This is a genomic window from Janthinobacterium darwini (assembly GCF_051380905.1).
In the GTDB taxonomy this organism is placed as follows: domain Bacteria; phylum Pseudomonadota; class Gammaproteobacteria; order Burkholderiales; family Burkholderiaceae_D; genus Janthinobacterium.
On the sequence record NZ_JBNYXX010000001.1, the window covers coordinates 3,057,718 to 3,076,715 of the forward strand.

The 18,998-nt window shown below is 62.1% G+C and carries 14 protein-coding genes; 7 read left to right on the forward strand and 7 right to left on the reverse strand.

What is annotated here, in order from left to right; translation table 11 throughout:
* Window positions 1-204 precede the first annotated feature (204 nt).
* The 3 genes from trxB (at window position 205) to ACQ4WZ_RS14060 (ending at window position 2,604) form a co-directional block, all read left to right on the forward strand.
* Window positions 205-1,158: a thioredoxin-disulfide reductase gene (gene trxB, locus ACQ4WZ_RS14050; RefSeq protein ID WP_436573707.1), complete on the forward strand. Its 954-nt coding sequence runs from the start codon at window positions 205-207 to the stop codon at window positions 1,156-1,158.
* Window positions 1,159-1,165: 7 nt separating this feature from the next.
* On the forward strand, window positions 1,166-1,840 hold the full coding sequence (locus tag ACQ4WZ_RS14055) for a Smr/MutS family protein (protein ID WP_071078510.1): 675 nt from the start codon (window positions 1,166-1,168) through the stop codon (window positions 1,838-1,840).
* 134 nt (window positions 1,841-1,974) lie between these two features.
* Window positions 1,975-2,604 (forward strand): trimeric intracellular cation channel family protein, encoded by a 630-nt coding sequence (locus tag ACQ4WZ_RS14060; RefSeq protein WP_034786156.1) that lies wholly within the window; start codon window positions 1,975-1,977, stop codon window positions 2,602-2,604.
* Between the two features lie 166 nt (window positions 2,605-2,770).
* On the opposite strand, the gene ACQ4WZ_RS14065 is transcribed toward ACQ4WZ_RS14060, so the two are convergent.
* Window positions 2,771-3,109 carry a P-II family nitrogen regulator gene (locus ACQ4WZ_RS14065; RefSeq protein WP_034758685.1) on the reverse strand — a complete coding sequence of 113 codons (339 nt, stop codon included), beginning with the start codon at window positions 3,107-3,109 and terminating at the stop codon, window positions 2,771-2,773.
* Between the two features lie 41 nt (window positions 3,110-3,150).
* A complete protein-coding gene (locus ACQ4WZ_RS14070) occupies window positions 3,151-4,767 on the reverse strand; it encodes an NAD+ synthase (protein WP_436573708.1) in 1,617 nt (538 codons plus the stop codon).
* 102 nt (window positions 4,768-4,869) lie between these two features.
* Here ACQ4WZ_RS14070 and ACQ4WZ_RS14075 point away from each other — a divergent pair, with 102 nt between their 5' ends.
* Window positions 4,870-6,003 (forward strand): GNAT family N-acetyltransferase, encoded by a 1,134-nt coding sequence (locus tag ACQ4WZ_RS14075; protein WP_436573894.1) that lies wholly within the window; start codon window positions 4,870-4,872, stop codon window positions 6,001-6,003.
* 59 nt (window positions 6,004-6,062) lie between these two features.
* Here ACQ4WZ_RS14075 and ppa read toward each other — a convergent pair whose 3' ends face one another.
* Window positions 6,063-6,605, reverse strand: a complete 543-nt coding sequence (gene ppa / locus ACQ4WZ_RS14080; RefSeq protein WP_101480430.1) for an inorganic diphosphatase — start codon at window positions 6,603-6,605, stop codon at window positions 6,063-6,065.
* A 670-nt stretch (window positions 6,606-7,275) separates the two neighbouring features.
* Here ppa and ACQ4WZ_RS14085 point away from each other — a divergent pair.
* Window positions 7,276-9,702: a membrane-bound PQQ-dependent dehydrogenase, glucose/quinate/shikimate family gene (locus tag ACQ4WZ_RS14085; RefSeq protein ID WP_436573709.1), complete on the forward strand. Its 2,427-nt coding sequence runs from the start codon at window positions 7,276-7,278 to the stop codon at window positions 9,700-9,702.
* Window positions 9,703-9,788: 86 nt separating this feature from the next.
* Here ACQ4WZ_RS14085 and ACQ4WZ_RS14090 read toward each other — a convergent pair whose 3' ends face one another.
* The 4 genes from ACQ4WZ_RS14090 to hemC are packed head-to-tail and all read right to left on the reverse strand — an operon-like array spanning window position 9,789 to window position 13,887.
* Window positions 9,789-10,985: a heme biosynthesis protein HemY gene (locus tag ACQ4WZ_RS14090; protein WP_101480429.1), complete on the reverse strand. Its 1,197-nt coding sequence runs from the start codon at window positions 10,983-10,985 to the stop codon at window positions 9,789-9,791.
* A 4-nt stretch (window positions 10,986-10,989) separates the two neighbouring features.
* Window positions 10,990-12,144 (reverse strand): uroporphyrinogen-III C-methyltransferase, encoded by a 1,155-nt coding sequence (locus ACQ4WZ_RS14095; RefSeq protein ID WP_436573710.1) that lies wholly within the window; start codon window positions 12,142-12,144, stop codon window positions 10,990-10,992.
* Window positions 12,141-12,923, reverse strand: coding sequence for a uroporphyrinogen-III synthase (locus tag ACQ4WZ_RS14100; RefSeq protein ID WP_436573711.1), 783 nt, complete (start codon window positions 12,921-12,923; stop codon window positions 12,141-12,143). Before ACQ4WZ_RS14100 ends, ACQ4WZ_RS14095 begins: the two co-directional genes overlap by 4 nt.
* Window positions 12,916-13,887 carry a hydroxymethylbilane synthase gene (hemC, locus tag ACQ4WZ_RS14105; protein WP_373918893.1) on the reverse strand — a complete coding sequence of 324 codons (972 nt, stop codon included), beginning with the start codon at window positions 13,885-13,887 and terminating at the stop codon, window positions 12,916-12,918. Before hemC ends, ACQ4WZ_RS14100 begins: the two co-directional genes overlap by 8 nt.
* Window positions 13,888-14,167: 280 nt before the next feature.
* Here hemC and ppc point away from each other — a divergent pair, with 280 nt between their 5' ends.
* Both ppc and ACQ4WZ_RS14115 read left to right on the forward strand, forming a co-directional pair.
* Window positions 14,168-17,017, forward strand: coding sequence for a phosphoenolpyruvate carboxylase (gene ppc, locus ACQ4WZ_RS14110; protein ID WP_436573712.1), 2,850 nt, complete (start codon window positions 14,168-14,170; stop codon window positions 17,015-17,017).
* A 178-nt stretch (window positions 17,018-17,195) separates the two neighbouring features.
* Window positions 17,196-18,989, forward strand: coding sequence for a PAS domain-containing sensor histidine kinase (locus ACQ4WZ_RS14115; RefSeq protein ID WP_436573713.1), 1,794 nt, complete (start codon window positions 17,196-17,198; stop codon window positions 18,987-18,989).
* Window positions 18,990-18,998 lie beyond the last annotated feature (9 nt).

Consider the following 18,998-nt stretch of genomic DNA (forward strand, 5'->3'; position numbering starts at 1 on the left):
CTGCAAGGTGATAAATGTTTCTGAAAGGGAATTTCCCATAATAAGGAAGTATTCTAAGCCATATATGCCCCGGACGGCCCCACGATTCGTCGCTACAGGCGGCTTGGTCTATAATCGTGGATTGCTTGCGCAAGCGCAATACGCCCTTGTTCTTCGCGCGTATGCCCCCAATTCGGATAGACCCCACTCATAGAGAAGCTTCCCATGACCACTACCAAACACGCCCGCGTTTTGATCCTCGGCTCCGGCCCAGCCGGCTACAGCGCTGCCGTCTACGCCGCCCGCGCCAACCTGAACCCAATGCTGGTCACCGGTGTGGAACAGGGCGGCCAGTTGATGACCACCACGGACGTGGAAAACTGGCCAGGCGACCCGATGGGCGTGCAAGGCCCGGACCTGATGCAGCGCTTGCTGCAGCATGCCGAGCGTTTCAATACGGAAATCGTGTTTGACCACATCCACACCACCTTCCTCAACGAAAAGCCGATCCGCCTGAAGGGCGACAGCCACGAATACACGTGCGACACACTGATCATCGCCACGGGCGCGTCCGCGCAATACCTGGGCCTGCCATCGGAAGCGCAATTCATGGGCAAGGGCGTGTCCGCCTGCGCCACCTGCGATGGTTTCTTCTACCGCAACCAGGAAGTGGCTGTCGTCGGCGGCGGCAACACGGCCGTCGAAGAAGCGCTGTACCTGTCGAATATCGCCAATAAAGTCACCCTGATCCACCGCCGTGACAAGTTCCGCGCGGAAGCGATTTTGATCGACCGCCTGAACGCCAAGGTTGCCGAAGGCAAGATTGTGTTGAAATATAACCACACTCTGGACGAAGTGACGGGCAACGAAGGCGGCGTAACGGGCCTGAACATCAAATCGACCATCGATGGCACGGTCGAAGCGTTGAGCGTGCACGGCGTATTCATCGCCATCGGCCACAAGCCGAACACGGGCATCTTCGAAGGCCAGCTGGAGATGCACAACGGCTACATCAAGACCAAGACGGGCCTGGAAGGCATGGCCACCGCCACCAGCGCGCCGGGCGTGTTTGCCGCAGGCGACGTGCAAGACCATATTTACCGCCAGGCCATCACCAGCGCCGGCACGGGTTGCATGGCAGCACTGGATGCCCAGCGCTACCTGGAAGGCCAGGAGTAAGCGTCGCATGGCGTCGATGAAAGACTTTGCCGACCTGAAAGCGGTCAGCAAGCAGCTCAAGGAGCAGGCAGACGCGCGCGCGCAAGCTGCGGCTGAACGCGCCCAGCAGGTCAAGGTGCAGGCCGTGGAAAGCAATCTGTTCAAGGCGAGCATCGGCGGCGTCAAGCGCCTGCCCGAGTCGGATCGCTACGTGCCCAGCCTGCCCAAGGCGGGCGCCATGGCGGCCCAGCAGCCAGCACGCAAGCTGACGCCCGAAGAGGATCATGCGGCCGTGCTGCGCGAGTCGCTGTCGGACTTGTTCGAGGTCGACCATTACCTGGAAAACGATCCGGCCCTGAATTACGCCCGCCCCGGCGTGGGACCGGACGTGGTGAAGAAGATGCGCAAGGGCCACTGGCCCATCCAGGATGAGCTGGACTTGCATGGCTTGCGCCGCGACGAGGCGCGCGACGGCATCGGTGCCTTTTTGAACCAGGCCACGCGGCGCAAGCTGCGCTGCGTGCGCGTGATCCACGGCAAGGGTTTTGGCTCGAAAGGCCAGGAACCGGTCTTGAAATCGATGGTGCACAGCTGGCTCGTGCAAAAGGATGAAGTCATCGCCTTTTGCCAGGCACGCCGCTCCGAAGGGGGCGATGGCGCGCTGGTGGTATTGCTTTCTTCCGCTCTTCAGCCCATTCGCTGAGCTTGCCAGCAAGAAAACACAATTCAGTAACAAGTTAGCCCAATTAAGTCCCATGCACACGGCCCCGTTTGTCACCATTCGGGGCCGTGTCATGTTAACCTGTGACAATTATTTCCTGCTCAAGCGCTCCACCCATGATGCCACCCCAATTGCCGCCTGGCTCGCTGATCAAGATCATTGAGGTCATCGCCATCCTGGTGGGCGCGTTTTCCGGCTTCATCGAAGCGCGCCGCAAGCGCATGGACCTGGTCGGCGTGTTCGTCGTGGCATTCATTACGGCGTTTGGCGGCGGCACCTTGCGCGATATCCTGCTCGACAAGCGGCCCTTGTTCTGGGTCTCGCACCAGGAATACGCCATTCTCATCTTCGTGCTGGCCCTGACGGCCGCGCCATTGATCCAGCATTTGCGCCAGATCGTCTCGGAACGCCTGATCGTCATTGCCGACGCCATCGGCCTGGGCATGTTCGCCATCGCGGGCGTGGCCGAAGCCATGCGCGCCGGCATGCCGATCTTCATCGCCTCAATGATGGGGGTAATTACGGGAATTTTTGGCGGCGTGATGCGCGACATCGTCTGCAATGAAGTACCGATGGTATTTCGCGACGGCAAACCGTACGCCATTTGCGCGTTTTTCGGCTGCTGGGCCTACCTGCTGCAGATGCACTTCGGCGCCGAGCACGACTTCGCGCTGTGGACCAGCGCCAGCGGCATCACAATCTTGCGCCTGATATGCTGGAAATTCGACATGCGGCTGGGGCGGTGAAGCGCGCTGCTGCGCAATCCGGCAGCTTTGGCGGCTCAGCAGCGTCGGCTAACGCGCTGGCGCGCTAACCCGACCTACGGCATGACACACATTGCTATACGTAGGTCGGATGAGGCTCGAAGAGCCGTAATCCGACAACATCGCTGGCGCAGCCACCAGCAAAAACTTAGACGGCGTCCGGACCCGTTTCACCTGTGCGGATGCGGATCACTTGCTCCACGTCGCGCACGAAGATCTTGCCATCGCCGATCTTGCCCGTGCGAGCAGCCTTGATGATGGCGTCGACCACCAGTTCGGATACGCTGTCGTCCACCACCACTTCGACTTTAACTTTCGGCAAGAAGTCGACCACGTACTCGGCGCCACGGTACAGCTCGGTATGCCCCTTCTGGCGGCCAAAGCCCTTCACTTCCGTCACGGTCAAGCCCGTCACGTTCACATCGGCCAGGGCCTCGCGTACTTCGTCGAGCTTGAATGGTTTGATGATGGCGGTAATCTGTTTCATGGCTACTCCTTAACATTGTTGGATTGTGGACAGATGGCTGCTTACTCGTAGAACTTGGAGGTAATCGGATAGCGCCAGTCGCGGCCGAAGCCACGGTGCGTGACGCGGATGCCCACCGGCGACTGGCGCCGCTTGTATTCGTTGATCTTGATCAGGCGCGTGACCCGGGCCACATCGGCCGGCGGGTAGCCAGCCTCGATAATCTCGGCGATCGGACGGTTTTCTTCCATGTACAGCTGCATGATGCCGTCGAGTACCTCATACGGCGGCAAGGAATCCTGGTCCAGCTGGTCGGCGCGCAGCTCGGCCGACGGTCCGCGCGTCAGGATACGCTCGGGTATCACGTCCGACACGCTATTACGCCAGGCACACAGGCGGTACACCAGCGTCTTGGCGATATCCTTGATGACGGCAAAGCCGCCCGCCATGTCGCCGTACAGGGTGCAATAACCGACGGCCATCTCGCTCTTGTTACCCGTCGTCAGCACGATGCTGCCATGCTTGTTCGACAGGGCCATCAGCAAGGTGCCGCGGATGCGCGCCTGGATGTTTTCTTCCGTCGCGTCTTCCGCCAGTCCCGCGAATTCCCCTCCCAGGGTGGCGCGGAAGGCATCGAAGGTTTGCTTGATCGGAATTTCATCGTAGCGCACATTGAGGCGTTTTACCATGTCGCGCGAATCGATCCACGAGATATCGGCCGTAAACTGCGATGGCATCATCACGGCGCGCACCTTGTCGGCGCCCAGCGCATCGACGGCGATGGCCAGGGTCAGGGCGGAATCGACGCCGCCCGACATGCCGATCAGCACGCCAGGGAAGCCATTCTTGCCGATATAGTCGCGTACGCCCAGCACCAGCGCCTGGTACACCTGCGCCTCGGTCGTCAACGGGGCGGCCAGGGCCTGCGGCACGGGCGTGGCGCCGTCGAACTCGACCAGCTGCAAATCTTCCTCGAAATGGCGCAGCTGGGCGCAAATCGTGCCGGCCGCATCCATGACAAACGAGTCGCCATCGAAAATCAGCTCATCCTGGCCACCGACCAGGTTGGCGTAGACCAGGGCCATGCCTTGCGCGCTGACGTTCTTGCGCATGGTTTCATAGCGCAGATGCTGCTTGTTCATGTGATACGGCGAGCCGTTCGGCACCAGCAGCACTTGCGCACCGGCCGCGCGGGCGCGCATGGGCGCGTGCTGGAACCACGTGTCTTCGCAGATATTGATGCCGAAACGCACGCCTTTCACGCCAAACACAAAGGCCTGGTCCGACGACGTAAAGTAACGCTTTTCATCGAAAACGGTCGTGTTCGGCAAGTCGTGCTTGCGGTAGGTGCCCAGCACTTCGCCGTTCAGCAGCACGGAGGCGGCATTGTGGCGCACGCCCTTCTCATCTTGCAGGGGCAAGCCCACCACCACGTGCAAATCCTTGAACTGGGCCAGCTCCAAGGCCAGCCCCGCAAACACTTCCTGCGTTTTTGCGTAGAATGCATTGCGCAGCAACAGGTCCTCGGGTGGATAGCCGACCAGCGACAGTTCCGGCGTGAGCACGATATCGGCGCCCGCCTCAAAGGCGCGGCGGGAAAGGTCGAAGATCTTGGCACGGTTGCCGGCCAGATCGCCGACCGTACTATTCATTTGAGCAATTGCGACTTTGACTGTCATGATGGTGGAAATTTCGTTTTATTAATTTTATTAAACAAGAACAAGACAGGGGCGCGCAGGCCGATGGTGGCGCCCCGAGAGTGAAGAATGCACACTACAACAATGAATTATCGCACGGCTATCGTCTCCACTCTGGCTGAAATTGGCGAAGCGGCCTGGACTGAACTGCTGGCCAGCCAGGCGGACGCCACTCCCTTCCTCTCCTACGCCTTTCTGCACGCGCTGCATGAGTCCGGCTGCGCCAGCGCAGAGACGGGCTGGCAGCCGAATTACCTGGCGTTGTGGCAAGGCGAGACCCTGGCTGCCGCCCTGCCCCTGTACCTGAAGATGCACTCGTATGGCGAATATGTGTTCGACTGGGCCTGGGCCGACGCGTATCAGCAGCATGGCCTTGAATATTACCCGAAACTGTTGTCCGCGATACCCTTCACGCCCGTCAGCGGCGCGCGCTTGCTGGCCCGCGATGGCCAGGCACGCGCCGCCCTGCTGGCCTTCCTGCAGGCCCAGCAGCAAGCCAGCGCCGTCTCGTCCTGCCACATCCTGTTCCCGCCGGAAAACGAGGCGCGCCTGCTGGCGCAAGCCGGCTACCTGATGCGTAGTGGCGTGCAATTTCACTGGATCAATCCCGGCTACACGGATTTCGAGCAATTCCTCTCCACTCTGGAAAACAAGAAGCGCAAGAATATCCGCGCCGAGCGGCGCAAGGTACAGGAAGCGGGTGTGACCATGCGCCAGGTGCGCGGGGTGGACGCCCTTGACGCCGACTGGACACTGTTCCATCGCTGCTACAGCAATACCTATGCGGAACACCGCTCCTCGCCGTATTTGTCGTTGGACTTCTTCCGGCGCATCGGTGCCAGCATGCCGCAGAACATTTTACTGGTGATCGCCGAGCGCGAAGGCCGGGCCATTGCCGCCTCGCTGGTGATCCACACGACTGACACCCTGTATGGCCGCTACTGGGGCGCGCTCGAGCACGTGCCCTGCTTGCATTTCGAGACGGCGTATTACCAGCCGCTGGAATTTTGCATCGCTAACGGCATCACCACCTTCGAAGGGGGCGCCCAGGGGGAGCACAAGATGGCGCGGGGCTTCCTGCCGCAGAAGACCTGGTCCGCCCACTGGCTGGCGCATCCGGCTTTCGCCGACGCCGTGCAGCGCTTCCTCGAGCGCGAACGGGGCGGCATCGATGCCTACCTCGACGAATTGAACGACCACAGCCCGTTTCGCGGCTAGAAAAATAAAAAACGCTCCCGGCCATCGCTGGCGGGGAGCGTTTTTTTTACCAGGTGCTGTTATGCTTTTTCAGCATCTTTCTTGAAGGCGGCGACGCCGTTCAGGATTTCTTCCTTGGCCACGTCTGGACCATACCAGCCGTCGATCTTGACCCATTTGCCTTTTTCCAGGTCTTTGTAGTGCTCGAAGAAATGCTGGATCTGGCGCAGGCGCAGTTCGTTCAAGTCTTCCGGCTTTTGCCAGTGGCTGTAGATCGACAGGACCTTGTCGACTGGCACGGCCAGTACTTTCGCGTCTTCGCCCGACTCGTCGGTCATTTTCAGCACGCCGATAGGACGGCAGCGCACGACCACGCCCGGGATCAGCGGGAATGGGGTGATGACCAGCACGTCAACCGGGTCGCCGTCCGGCGACAGGGTGTTCGGCACATAGCCGTAGTTGCACGGGTAATGCATGGCGGTACCCATGAAGCGATCGACGAAGATCGCGCCGCTTTCCTTGTCAACTTCGTACTTGATCGGATCGGCATTCATCGGGATTTCGATGACGACGTTGAAATCGTTCGGCAGGTCGCGGCCGGAAGAGACGTTATTCAAACTCATGGGGTTCCTCATTAGCGGATTGTGTTTTAACCGCGCAATTATAGCGAAGTACAGGCGGCTTGTGCGATGCAGCAGCGGCCCGCCGGCGTATTGCGCATCACGCCAACAACAGTGGCATGCACGGCCCCCTCGCCCGCGCAGCCTGCCGCCCGCCCGGCTTTACTGTCCGCCGCAGCCGGCCAACGAGAGAATAAAGCGGCCGCCGAACATAATAAGTGAAAACACTTAAGTAATACTACGGGAACCCTGAATTAATACAGGAAGCATCTGCATATTTTCACTTCAATATCACCATGCCGATAATATGGTTATTATATGTGGAATTGCAATTTTTACAGCCACTTATGGCAACGGTTTTGCCGATTAATCTATACCCAATAAATCCCTGTTATTGCGCCGCCATGTCAAGACCCGTCGATCATCGCCCGGCAGGGAACCTTCCAGCCCGGCAAACCCACCATCGAGCATAATATTTGTTCTTATTTGAAGCCTTCAATTGATTCAAATGGCGACCCCGCCAAAAAATGGCGCAACCAGAAGACAATCATCAATTCTGATAAACTATAACATTCTGGTGATTCCAAACTTTGTATATTCTGCAATCGACGCCTTCCCTGAATTCAATATGGCGTTCTCAACGCGCCACCGATAAATCCTTGCAAAAAGGAATATGATGATTCCCTCTTTCCGACCCGGTCCTTTATTAAAGGTCACCGGTGTTATTTTCATTCTGTTTGGCCTCGCCCTGCTGGGCGGCGGCATCTGGCTGGCCAGTCTCGGCGGCTCCTGGTACTACTTGCTGGCAGGCATAGGCATGCTCGTTGCCGGCGTGCTGGTGTTCCAGGGCAAGCGCAGTGCGCAACCGTTCATGGCGCTGCTGCTGATCGCCACCCTCATCTGGTCCGTCATTGAAGTGAAATTCGACTGGTGGCAATTGCTGCCGCGCCTCGACATCTGGTTTGCCGCCGCCGTCTGGCTGCTGCTGCCCTTCGTCAGCCGCCGCCTGGCGCCACCCGCCGCAGCGAAACAGCCGCAAGTGGGAAAGACGGCCCTCAGCGCCGCCGTGGCCCTGACCGTCATCGCCGGCGTCATCGCCCTGTTCCAGGACTACCATGACTTGCATGGCGACGTACCAGCCGACAACATGGCGGCTACCGCCACTGGCGACCTGGCGCCCGGCGTCGAGCACAACGACTGGTCCGCGTATGGCCGCTCCGGCTATGGCGACCGCTATGCCCCGGCTGCGCAGATCACGCCGGCCAATATTTCCGGACTGAAAGAAGCCTGGACCTATCACACGGGCGACTTCAAGGGACCGAACGACCCGGGCGAGATCGCCAACGAAGTCACGCCGCTGAAGGTCAATGACATGCTGTACCTGTGCACGCCGCACAATATCGTCATCGCCCTGAATCCGGACACAGGCAAGGAAATCTGGCGCCACGACCCGAAGATCAACCGCGACGCGGCCAGTTACCAGCACATGATCTGCCGTGGCGTCGCCTACTGGGACGTCAATGCGGGCCGCGCCAGGAACAATCCTGCCCCCGAAGCTGCCAGCATGGAATGTCCGCGCCGCATCCTGGCGCCGACCATGGATGGCACCATGATCGCCGTCAATGCCGATACGGGCGAGTCGTGCAAGAGCTTTGGCAACAACGGCGTCGTCAACCTGTATAAAAACATGGCCATGATCAAGCGCGGTTTCCTGATGCCCACTTCCCCGCCGGCCGTAGCGCAAAACGTGGCCGTGATCGCCGCCAGCGTGACGGACAATCATTCGACGGAAGAACCGTCGGGCGTTATCCGCGGCTATGACCCTGTCACGGGCAAGCTGCTGTGGAACTGGGACCCCGCCACGCCGGAAGATACCAAGCCCTTCCCTGAAGGCAAGAACTACACCAACAACTCGCCCAACTCGTGGGGCGTGGCCAGCATCGATGAAAAGCTGGACATGGTCTACATTCCGATGGGTAATGAAACCCCCGATACCTGGGGCGGCAATCGCAACAAGAATGGCGAGAAATTCAACAGCGCCATCGTCGCGCTGGACCTGGCGACGGGCAAAGTACGCTGGGTGTACCAGACCGTGCACCACGATATCTGGGACATGGATATCGGCGGACAACCTTCGCTGGTCGACATCGATACGCCAAAAGGCAAGGTCCCGTCCGTGGTTGCCACGACAAAGCGGGGCGATATCTATGTGATCGACCGCCGCGATGGCAGCCTGGTCGTGCCGGCGCCGGAAAAACCCGTGCCAACGAGCAATCCTGCCGCTGGCGACACCCTGTCACCCACGCAGCCTTTCTCGGCCCTGACCTTCTTACCTGAGCGCAACATCAGCGAAGCAGACATGTGGGGCACGACGCCGTTCGACCAGCTTGCTTGCCGCATCATCTTCAAGGAACGCCGCTATGAAGGCCCGTTCACGCCGCAAACAGCCGGCAAGGGTGCCGTCATCTCCCCGGGCCCGCTGGGCATCTTCGAATGGGGCGGCGCAGCCATCGACCCCGTGCGCCAGTTGTTGATCGTCAACCCTGACTACATGGGCTTCCTGGAAAAACTCGTGCCACGCGCCGAAACGACGGCCAAGGGCGGCACGGGCGGCGAAATGGGCTTGCAGCCACAGACGGGCGTACCGTTCGCCGTGGAAATCAAGGCCTTTTTGTCGCCGCTGGGCTTCCCATGCCAGGCACCGCCTTGGGGCTATGTGGCCGCCGTCGACCTGCGCACCATGAAAAAAGTGTGGATGCACAAGAACGGCACCACGCGCGACAGCGGTCCCGTGCCGATTCCACTGCCGCTGGGCGTGCCCAGCCTGGGCGGCATGGTCACCACGGGTGGCGGCGTGACCTTCCTCAGCAGCACGCTCGACTACTATATCCGCGGCTACGATGTCAGCAACGGTAAAGTCATCTGGAAGGCCCGCTTGCCCGCCGGCGGCCAGGCTACGCCGATGAGCTATGTCTCGAACAAGTCGGGACGCCAGTTCGTCGTCGTCATGGCCGGTGGCCACGGTTCGCTGGGTACGAAGATGAGCGACACCCTGATCGCGTATGCCTTGCCGGAAGGCACCGCCGTACCGAAGAAGTAAGGTAGCAGCGCACTGCGCCATGCAGTGCGCACGTAAAAAAAGCCGTTCAGTCTGCACTGAACGGCTTTTTTACGTCTGCGAGTAGCTTACAGCATGGTGGCCAAGGCGCACTGCCGGTAATGGGCCGCGGCCTGCTCCGTTTGCTGCAAGGCATCGTGCATTTGCGCCAGCTTCAGGTGAGCGTCGCGCACCATTTGCGGCTCGTTCGCGTCCGACAAAGCCTGCTCCAGGTGACGCTGGGCTTTGCCCCACAGTTTTTGCTTGAGGCACAAGGTGCCCAGGGTCAGCGCCAGTTCCGCATCCAGCGGACGCTGTTTCATCCATTGTTCGCAATGCTCGATCTGCAGCAGCAGGGCCGGCGTGCCGGCAGGTGCCGCCGCTTCGCGGTAGGCGCGCACGACGCGCTCGTCCCAATCGGCGGCCAGCGACTCTTCGCACACGAGGCGCGCTTCATCGTGCAGGCCACGCGCATTCAGGGCCGTGGCGGCGCGGCAGGCAATATACGGCTTGACGCGATCCGCGCTTGGCACGGTGGACCACACGCGCATCAGGGATTCGGCGTCATGCGATGGGTCGGACAGCAGATGGTCGTAGGCCAGCTCGCGCAAGCGCGACGACAGGGCCGGATGCAGGGCGCGGTGCTTGTCGAGCGAACGCACGAGGCGCAGCACTTCCGGCCAGTTCTTCGCCTGCTGCTCGGCCTTGAGCGACCATTGCAGCGCGTGGATGTGGCGCGTGCCGCTGGCATTGAGTTCGCGTACCGCCGCCAGGGCCGCTTCCGGCTGGTGGTCGTCGACCAGCAATTCCGTCACCGTCATCAAACGGGCCGTCTTCAGGCTGGCATCGCCTTCGACTCTGGCCAGCCAGCTGTCGCGGCGCTCGGACTGGCGCATGCGGTGCGCGGCACGCGCGCCGATCAGCGCGGCCAGGCCGGCGTTCTCATCGAGTTCTGCGGCGCGCAGGGCGGCTTTTTCCGCATGGCCGAAACGCCCTTCGAACAGGGCTTTCAAGGCTTCGCGCAAGCCCTTGTTGCCATCGCGCTCACGCTTGCGCTGGCGGTAGGCTGCCACTTGCGCCGGCATGCGCACGGTGGCGCGCACGGCGCGCACCAGCAGGTACAGCAGCACGAACAGCACGACCTGCAGCAACAGGAAGAAGTTCAGCGACAAATCGATGCGGTAAGGCGGATAGAACAGCACCACGTTGCCGGGATTGAAACGGGCCGTCACGGCGATACCGATCGCCGCGGCCATCAGGGCGAGTAACCAGAGAAATAGACGCATGGGCTCAGGACTTCGCTTTGTAGTTGCGCACAGCCGTCAGGCTGTCGGACAAGGTTGGCATTTCGATGGCCAGGTTGCTGCCCTGCACCTGGCGCAGCAAGGCTTGCGCCGTCTGCGTGCTCTTGGCGCGGGTATCGAAATACTTGGCCAGCGCATCCTGCGCGGCGATCAGATCATTCCTGAAAGCTGTTTCGTTGCGCGACAACAAGGCCATGCGGGCATTGAGCAGGCGCAGCTTGACGTTTTCGCGCAAGAAATACGATTGCGTCGGCGACAGCATCAGCGCTTCCGGCGTATCGACGCGGCGGATGCGTATCAATTGGCGCACGTCGGCCCACATGTCGCCGCTCCAGGTATTCCAGCCGTCGCGCACTTTTTGCAGCAGCGGTTCCGGCGCGGGCGGCCCTACCAGCTTCCCGCTGGCATCGCGCACGGGCTTGGCCCCGGCCTTGCCTGGCTTTTCCGGCGCGGCCGGCAAAGCGGGCGTTTCATCCGACAGCATCGGCAGGGAGTCGACCTGGGCGATCACGGCATCGAGGCGCAAGGCCACGCCCGTCGAATCGACGCTGGGCAGGGCCTTGAGTTTTTCCATGTCGCGCCCGATGGCGCGGCGGATGGTGATGAATTGCGGCTTGTCGGAACGCGACAGGCTGCGGTCGGCGTTTTGCAGCGCGATCAGCGCACCGGGCACGTTGCCGGCCAGTTGCAGCTGCTGGCTGGCCGTCGACAGCACTTGCTCGATTTCCGTCAGCGCCCACTCGTCGCGGTTCTTCGACAAGTCGTTATACAGTTGTTCCAGGGCCAGCTGCTGGCTTTGCGTTTCGCTCTGGCGGTTTTCCAGCGCGCCCACCTTGATTTGCAGCTCTTTCGTGCCTTCTTGCACGTTGCGCGCCAGCACGCCCGTTTCGGCATTGCTGACATCGCCCTTTTGCAGGCGCTTGGCCACTTCTTCGCGCAGGTTGCGGATCTGCTTGCTGGTCGACCAGCTTTGCGCAGCGAGCAGCACGGCCAGCACGATGACGGCAATGCTCATGGGCTTTTGCAGCTGTTCGAGCAGGGTCGGCGCGCGGCCAGCGGGTTGGTCGGCCGCCTGCGGCGCCGTCTTCACGGCGCTGCCAGGCGTTGCATTCGGTTCGGAGAGTGTAGGCATTTCGTTCATGGTCGTGATTGTAACGCGGCGAGCACTCCTGCGTCGCCTGATCCTGTCAAGGTGACACGGGCAAAACCCAGGGCCGCCGCCGTTTGTGCAATGCGGGCGTGCGGCACGATCAGATGCTGCTGTTGCATTTTCGCAACAGCCGTCTTTTTACCATCCAATTCTTCGAGCAGCGCCAGCAAACCGCGCAGCGCTTCCGAGCTGGTGATGACCCAGTCATTATTATGCTGCAACAGGTTCTCCAGGGTCGCCCGCAAGGCTGGCGTCAGCAGCGGCACCTTGCGGCGGTAGGCCGTGACGAACTCGACTTCGGCGCCCGCTGCGCGCAAGCCGTCGGCCAGGTAATCGCGGCCGCCATCGCCGCGCACGATCAGCACGCGCTTGCCGCGCAGGGCCGGCAAGTCCAGCGCCAGTAACAAATGTTCGGAATCGCTGCGCGCCGTATCGAGCGGGCTGGTGATGGTCGCATTGGCATCCGTGACGCCGTGCGCCCCCAATGCCATACGGCTGCCCTCGCCCACCACTGCCAAGGGCACACCAGGCGGCCAGGCCGGCAAGTGCGCAAAGACGCAATCGATGGCGTTGGGCGAGACAAACGCCACCAGGTCGTACTCGGCCAGGCGCGCCAGCACGGCTTGCAGCTGCGCGCATTCGTCCTCGCCGTCAAGCGCATGAATTTCCAGCAGCGGCAGCAAGGTCACGGGCAAGCCCAGCGCCGCGATTCTGGCGGCCAGCGGCCCCGCTTGCGCTGCGGGCCGCGTGATCACCACGGTGTCAGGCATGCGGCGCCAGGCCTTCATGGTTGTCGGGGGTGACGGCGCACGAGGCGAGGATGCCGGCGGCGTCCTGGCCGCGCAGCAATTCGGCCACCTGTTCGCCCAGCAGTTCCGGCGCAGCAGCCGGGCCACTGACGTCGGCGCTGGCCATGCGTGCGCCGTCCGGCGTGGCGACCATGGCGCGCAAACGCATGGTGTCGCCGTCAATGGTGGCGTAGGCCGCCAATGGAATCTGGCAACTGCCGCCAAAGATGCGCGACACCTTGCGCTCGGCCAGCGACACTTGCGTGGCCTCGACGTCGTTCAGGGGCGCCAGCAGGCGCTGCAGGTCGATGCCATCGGCGCGCTGGCCCATGATTTCAATGGCCAGCGTGCCCTGGCCGGCAGCTGGCAGGCTCAGTTCCGGCGACAACAGCGCGCGGATGCGCGACGCCAGGCCCAGGCGTTTCAGGCCGGCGGCAGCCAGGATGATGGCGGCGTAATCGCCACGGTCCAGCTTGCCCAAACGCGTATCGAGGTTGCCGCGCAGGGGCAAAATCGTCAGGTGCGGATAGTGCGCGGCGATCAGGGCCTGGCGGCGCAGGCTGCTGGTGCCGACGACGGCGCCATGCGGCAACTCGGCCAGGCTGGCATAGTCGTTCGACACAAAGGCGTCGCGCGGATCTTCGCGCTCCATGATGGCGGCTAGGGTGTACCCTTCCGGCAAGTCCATCGGTAAATCCTTGAGGCAATGCACGGCCAGGTCGGCACGGCCATCCTCCATCGCCACTTCCAGTTCCTTGACGAACAGGCCCTTGCCGCCTACCTTGGACAGGGCGCGGTCGAGAATCTGGTCGCCGCGTGTGGTCATGCCGAGAATTTCAACGCTACACTGCGGATACAGGGCGGCCAGGCGCGCGCGCACATGTTCAGCTTGCCACATGGCAAGACGGCTCTCGCGCGAGGCGATCACCAGGCGGGCGGGAATCATCGGCTTCAATTCGTTCGGGGTCAATTCGGATGCTTTCAAAACAAGTTCTTTCGCTGTGACTGTCGTTGTCATTATCGTTGCCATTTCGCCCGTCCGATATCAGTTGTATCGGGTGGCGCCCGGCGTCGCTATAATCGGTATCCCTTAGCCTAGAAGGCCAAGTCAGGCTAGCGTCCATGTTGAAGACCATAAATTTTATCATGCGCCCCCTCCCCTCTGCGGCCAAACGCCCGGTGCGATCCACATTCCCTTGCTTTTACACTTACTTTGGTTCTTTATTATGCTCAATGACGCAGTAGCACCAGAAATAGTTCCAGCGGCCGGCTCCGACAAGGACGCGCCACTGAAAGAAGATATCCGCCTGCTGGGCCGCCTGTTGGGCGACGTGCTGCGCGAACAGGAAGGCGACGCCGTCTACAATGTGGTGGAAACCATACGCCAGACGTCCGTACGCTTCCGCCGCGAAGCGGACGCGGGCGCCGCGCTGGAACTCGACGCCATGCTCAAGGAACTGAGCCGCGAACAGACGATTTCCGTGGTGCGCGCCTTTTCCTATTTTTCGCACCTGGCCAACATCGCGGAAGACCAGCACCACATCCGCCGCCGCCGCGCCCACCTGCTGGCCGGCTCGCCTGCGCAAAAGGGCAGCGTCAGCTTCGCGCTGAAAAAACTGCGCGCCGCCGGCGTGCCGCGCAAAACCGTCGACACCTTCTTCCAGGACGCCCTGATCGCCCCCGTGCTGACGGCCCACCCGACGGAAGTGCAGCGCAAGAGCATCCTCGACGCCGAGCACGACATCGCCCGCCTGCTGGCCGAGCGCGACCTGCCGCAGACGCCGAAAGAGCGGCAAGCCAATATGCAACTGCTGCGCTCGCGCGTCTCCACCCTGTGGCAGACGCGCATGCTGCGCTACTCGAAGCTGACTGTAGCCGACGAGATCGAAAACGCCCTGTCCTACTACCGCATCACCTTTTTGCGCGAACTGCCGGGCCTGTATGACGATATCGAGGAAGATATCGCCGCCGAATACCCGAACGGCGACGGCACCATCGAACCCATCAACGCCGCTTACGTGCAGATGGGCAGCTGGATCGGCGGCGACCGCGACGGCAACCCCAACGTGAATGCGGGCACCATGCAGCATGCGCTGGCGCGCCACGCCACCACCATACTCGACTTTTACCTCGACGAAGTGCACACCCTGGGCGCGGAATTATCCGTCTCGACCCTGATGGTGGGCGTGAGCGCCGAACTGCAGGCGCTGGCCGACCAGTCGCCGGACGCCTCGCCGCACCGCAGCGACGAACCGTACCGCCGCGCCCTGATCGGCATCTATGCGCGCCTGGCCGCCACGGCTCGCGCCCTGGGCGCCACCAACATCCTGCGCAAGGAAGTGGGGCCGGCCGCCGCGTATCCCGACGCGGCCGCGTTTGTCGCCGACTTGCGCACCATCGTCGCCTCGCTCGAATCGCACCATGGCGCAGCCCTCGTGCGCCCCCGCCTGGCCACCTTGGCCCGTGCGGCAGACATCTTCGGTTTCCACCTGGCATCGCTGGACATGCGCCAGACTTCCGATGTGCACGAGCGCGTGCTGGCCGACCTGTTCGCGAAAAGCGGCGTGGCCGCCGACTACCCATCCCTGAGCGAGGAAGACAAGCAGGCGCTGCTGCTGAGCGAACTGGCCCAGCCGCGTCTGCTGTACTCGCCCTACATCGCCTACGCCACGGAAACGGATTCCGAGCTGGCGATCTTGCGCGCGGCGCGCGACATCCGCCAGCGCTACGGCGCGCGGGCCATCCGCAACTACATCATTTCGCACACGGAAACCGTGTCCGACTTGCTGGAAGTGTTGCTGTTGCAAAAGGAAACGGGCTTGCTGCGCACCGACTGGAAGGCCAGGGCCGGCGGCGACAGCACGTGCGAGCTGATGGTCATCCCCCTGTTCGAGACGATACCCGACCTGCAGCGCGCGGCCGGCATCATGAGCGAGGTGATGGCCTTGCCGTTGGTCAAGCAATTGATCGCCAAGCAAGGGCAGTTACAGGAAGTCATGCTCGGCTATTCCGATTCAAACAAAGATGGCGGTTTTCTCACCTCGAACTGGGAACTGTACAAGGCGGAACTGGCACTGGTCGCCGACTTCCAGAAGGCAGGCGTCAAGCTGCGTCTGTTCCATGGCCGCGGCGGCACGGTGGGCCGTGGCGGCGGGCCCAGCTATGAAGCCATCCTGGCCCAGCCGCCGGGCACCGTCAACGGCCAGATCCGCCTGACGGAACAGGGCGAAATCATCGCCTCAAAGTTTTCCAACGCGGAAATCGGCCGGCGCAATCTGGAATTGCTGGTCGCCGCCACCCTGGAAGCGAGCCTGGCACCGCAGGCTGCCAATCCCGCGCACGCGAGCCAGCTGGCGCAGTTCGAAGCCGTGATGGCGGACCTGTCGAAACTGGCCTACCACGCCTACCGACACCTCGTGTATGAAACGCCGGGGTTTACGGAGTATTTCTTCTCGGCCACGCCGATTGCGGAAATCGCCGAGCTGAACCTCGGCTCGCGCCCGGCCTCGCGCAAGGCCAACCAGCGCATCGAAGACTTGCGCGCCATTCCCTGGGGCTTTTCCTGGGGCCAGTGCCGCTTGCTGCTGCCGGGCTGGTTCGGCTTCGGCAGCGCCATCGAGGCGTGGATCAACGATGCTGCGGGTGCCGCGAAAGAGGAAAAGATCGCCACCCTGCGCGCCATGTACGCCGAATGGCCCTTCTTTGCCACCCTGCTGTCGAACATGGACATGGTGCTGGCCAAGACGGACCTGGCAATTGCCTCGCGCTATGCGGAACTGGTGGCCGACCAGGACTTGCGCGAACGCATCTACAAGCGCATCACGGATGAGCATGGCAACACCCTGCGCTGCCTGGAGCTGATCACCGGCAACACCGAGCGCCTGGCGGGCAATCCGCTGCTGGCCCGCTCGATCCAGAACCGCTTCGCCTATCTCGACCCGCTGAACCACTTGCAAGTGGAATTGATCAAGCGCAACCGCGCCCTGTCGACGGAAAGCAAGATCGACGAAAGGGTCCACCGCGGCATCCAGCTGTCGATCAACGGCGTCGCGGCCGGCCTGCGCAACACGGGCTGATCGCGTCAGGCTGCTTTTGCCAGGCAGGGGCCGGCACCGCAAGGGCCGGCCCTTTTGCTTGCTCGTTAGCAAAATATTCTCAATAAAACAACAATTGGTATTACACTAGCGTCGGGTACTTTCCCCTACTCCGGCCCCATGCGCACAGCAACGGCCAACCATGACGCCAGGGACGCGGATGAGCAAATGGTCGATTGAAACGCCGAGTGCGGCATGCGCCGCCCTGATCCTGATCATGCTGGGCTGGCTGGCGGGCGCGGCCTGGCCGGCGCTCGACTTCTGGGAGCATGTCTGGCTGACCCTGCTGCTGGCCGCCGCCGCCGGCACGGCCATGTGGCTGATGCACAGGCTGCGCGCCCACCTCGCCAGCACGCGCTCCCAGCTGGATGCCAGCCTCATGCGCTACCAGCACCTGAGCGAAACGGCGCAGGACGGCATGTGGCAAACAGATGCGCACGGCCGCATTCTGTACGTCAACCAGCGACTGTGCGACATGCTGGGCATCCCCGCCGAACAGTTGCTGGACCACGCCATGGACGAATTCCACGACGAGGCCACCTTGCTGCGTCTGTGTCCGCTACGCCAGACGGCGAGCGATAGCTGCATGGGCGAACTGCATTACCAGCATGGCGACGGCACGCAGCGCTGGGCCATGCTCAGCGGCCGCCGCCTGCACGACCAGCACGGCGCCTTGACGGGCGCGCTGGTCATGGCCAGCGACATCACGGAACACAAGCGGGCCGAACACGCGTTGAGCCTGGCCCATGCGGAACTGGAAAGCCGCGTGGCCCTGCGCACGGCCCAGTTGCTCGACGTCAATATCCAGCTATCCGCGGAAATCGCCATGCGCGCGCAAACGGAAGCGGCCCTGGCGCGCAGCGAGGAGCGGCTGCAGGACATCATTTCCATGATGCCCCTGTCGCTATTCCTGAAAGATGCCGATTCGCGCATCGTGCTGATGAACCAGGCCTGCGAGCAGCAATGGGGCGTGCGCCAGCAGGACATCGCCGAAGGGCGCGACTTGCAGCACTTCCCCGAGGAACAGAACGCGGGCTTCCTCGCTGCCGACCAGCAGGCGTTTGCCAGCCGTCAGGTGGTGATACGCGAAGAACTGGTATGGAACGCGCAGTTGCAGGAAAATCGCCTCGTGCAGACGCACAAGAAACCCGTGTTTGACGCCGACGGCCGGCCGCAGATGATCATCGCCATGGCCGTCGACGTCACCGACAGCAAGCGCAACGAGGAAAACCTGCAGCGCACCCTGGCCCAGCTGCGCGAACTGACCGACCACCAGCAAACCATCAAGGAACAGGAAAGACGCCGCATCGCGCTCGATATTCATGACGACCTGGGCCAGAATCTGATGGTGCTGCGCATCGATGTGTCGCTGTTGCACGCGCGCACGGCCACCACCCACCCGCGCCTGCACCACCATGCGCAGCGCGTGCTCGACACCATCGACACCACCATCCGCTCCGTGCGCACCATCATCAATGACTTGCATCCCAGCACCCTGGAGCTGGGACTGGGCCCGGCGGCCGAGTGGCTGATACGCCAGATGGAAAGCCGCAGCGCCATCCGCTACTGGCTCACGCTCGACAGCGAGGCGCCCGACCTGGGCCTGGACCAGCGCCAGACGTTGGCCATCTTCCGCGTGCTGCAGGAATCGCTGTCGAACATCGTGCGCCACGCCCAGGCCAGCGAAGTGGAAGTCGCGCTGGCGCAAGATGCGGATGCCATCGTGCTGCGCATCAGCGACAACGGCATCGGCATGCAGCCGGGCGACCACGGCAAGCGGGCCGCCTTCGGCCTGAAAAGCATACGCGAACGTGTCCACGCGCTGGGTGGTGAATTGCACATCGACAGCCAGGCAGGCCAGGGGACGGCGCTGGCCATCCATCTGCCGCAGCGGGCAAGTAAAGGGCATGCCGATAGCAATAAACAAAAATTAGTAAAAATGGTAGCAAATTAAGTATGCATT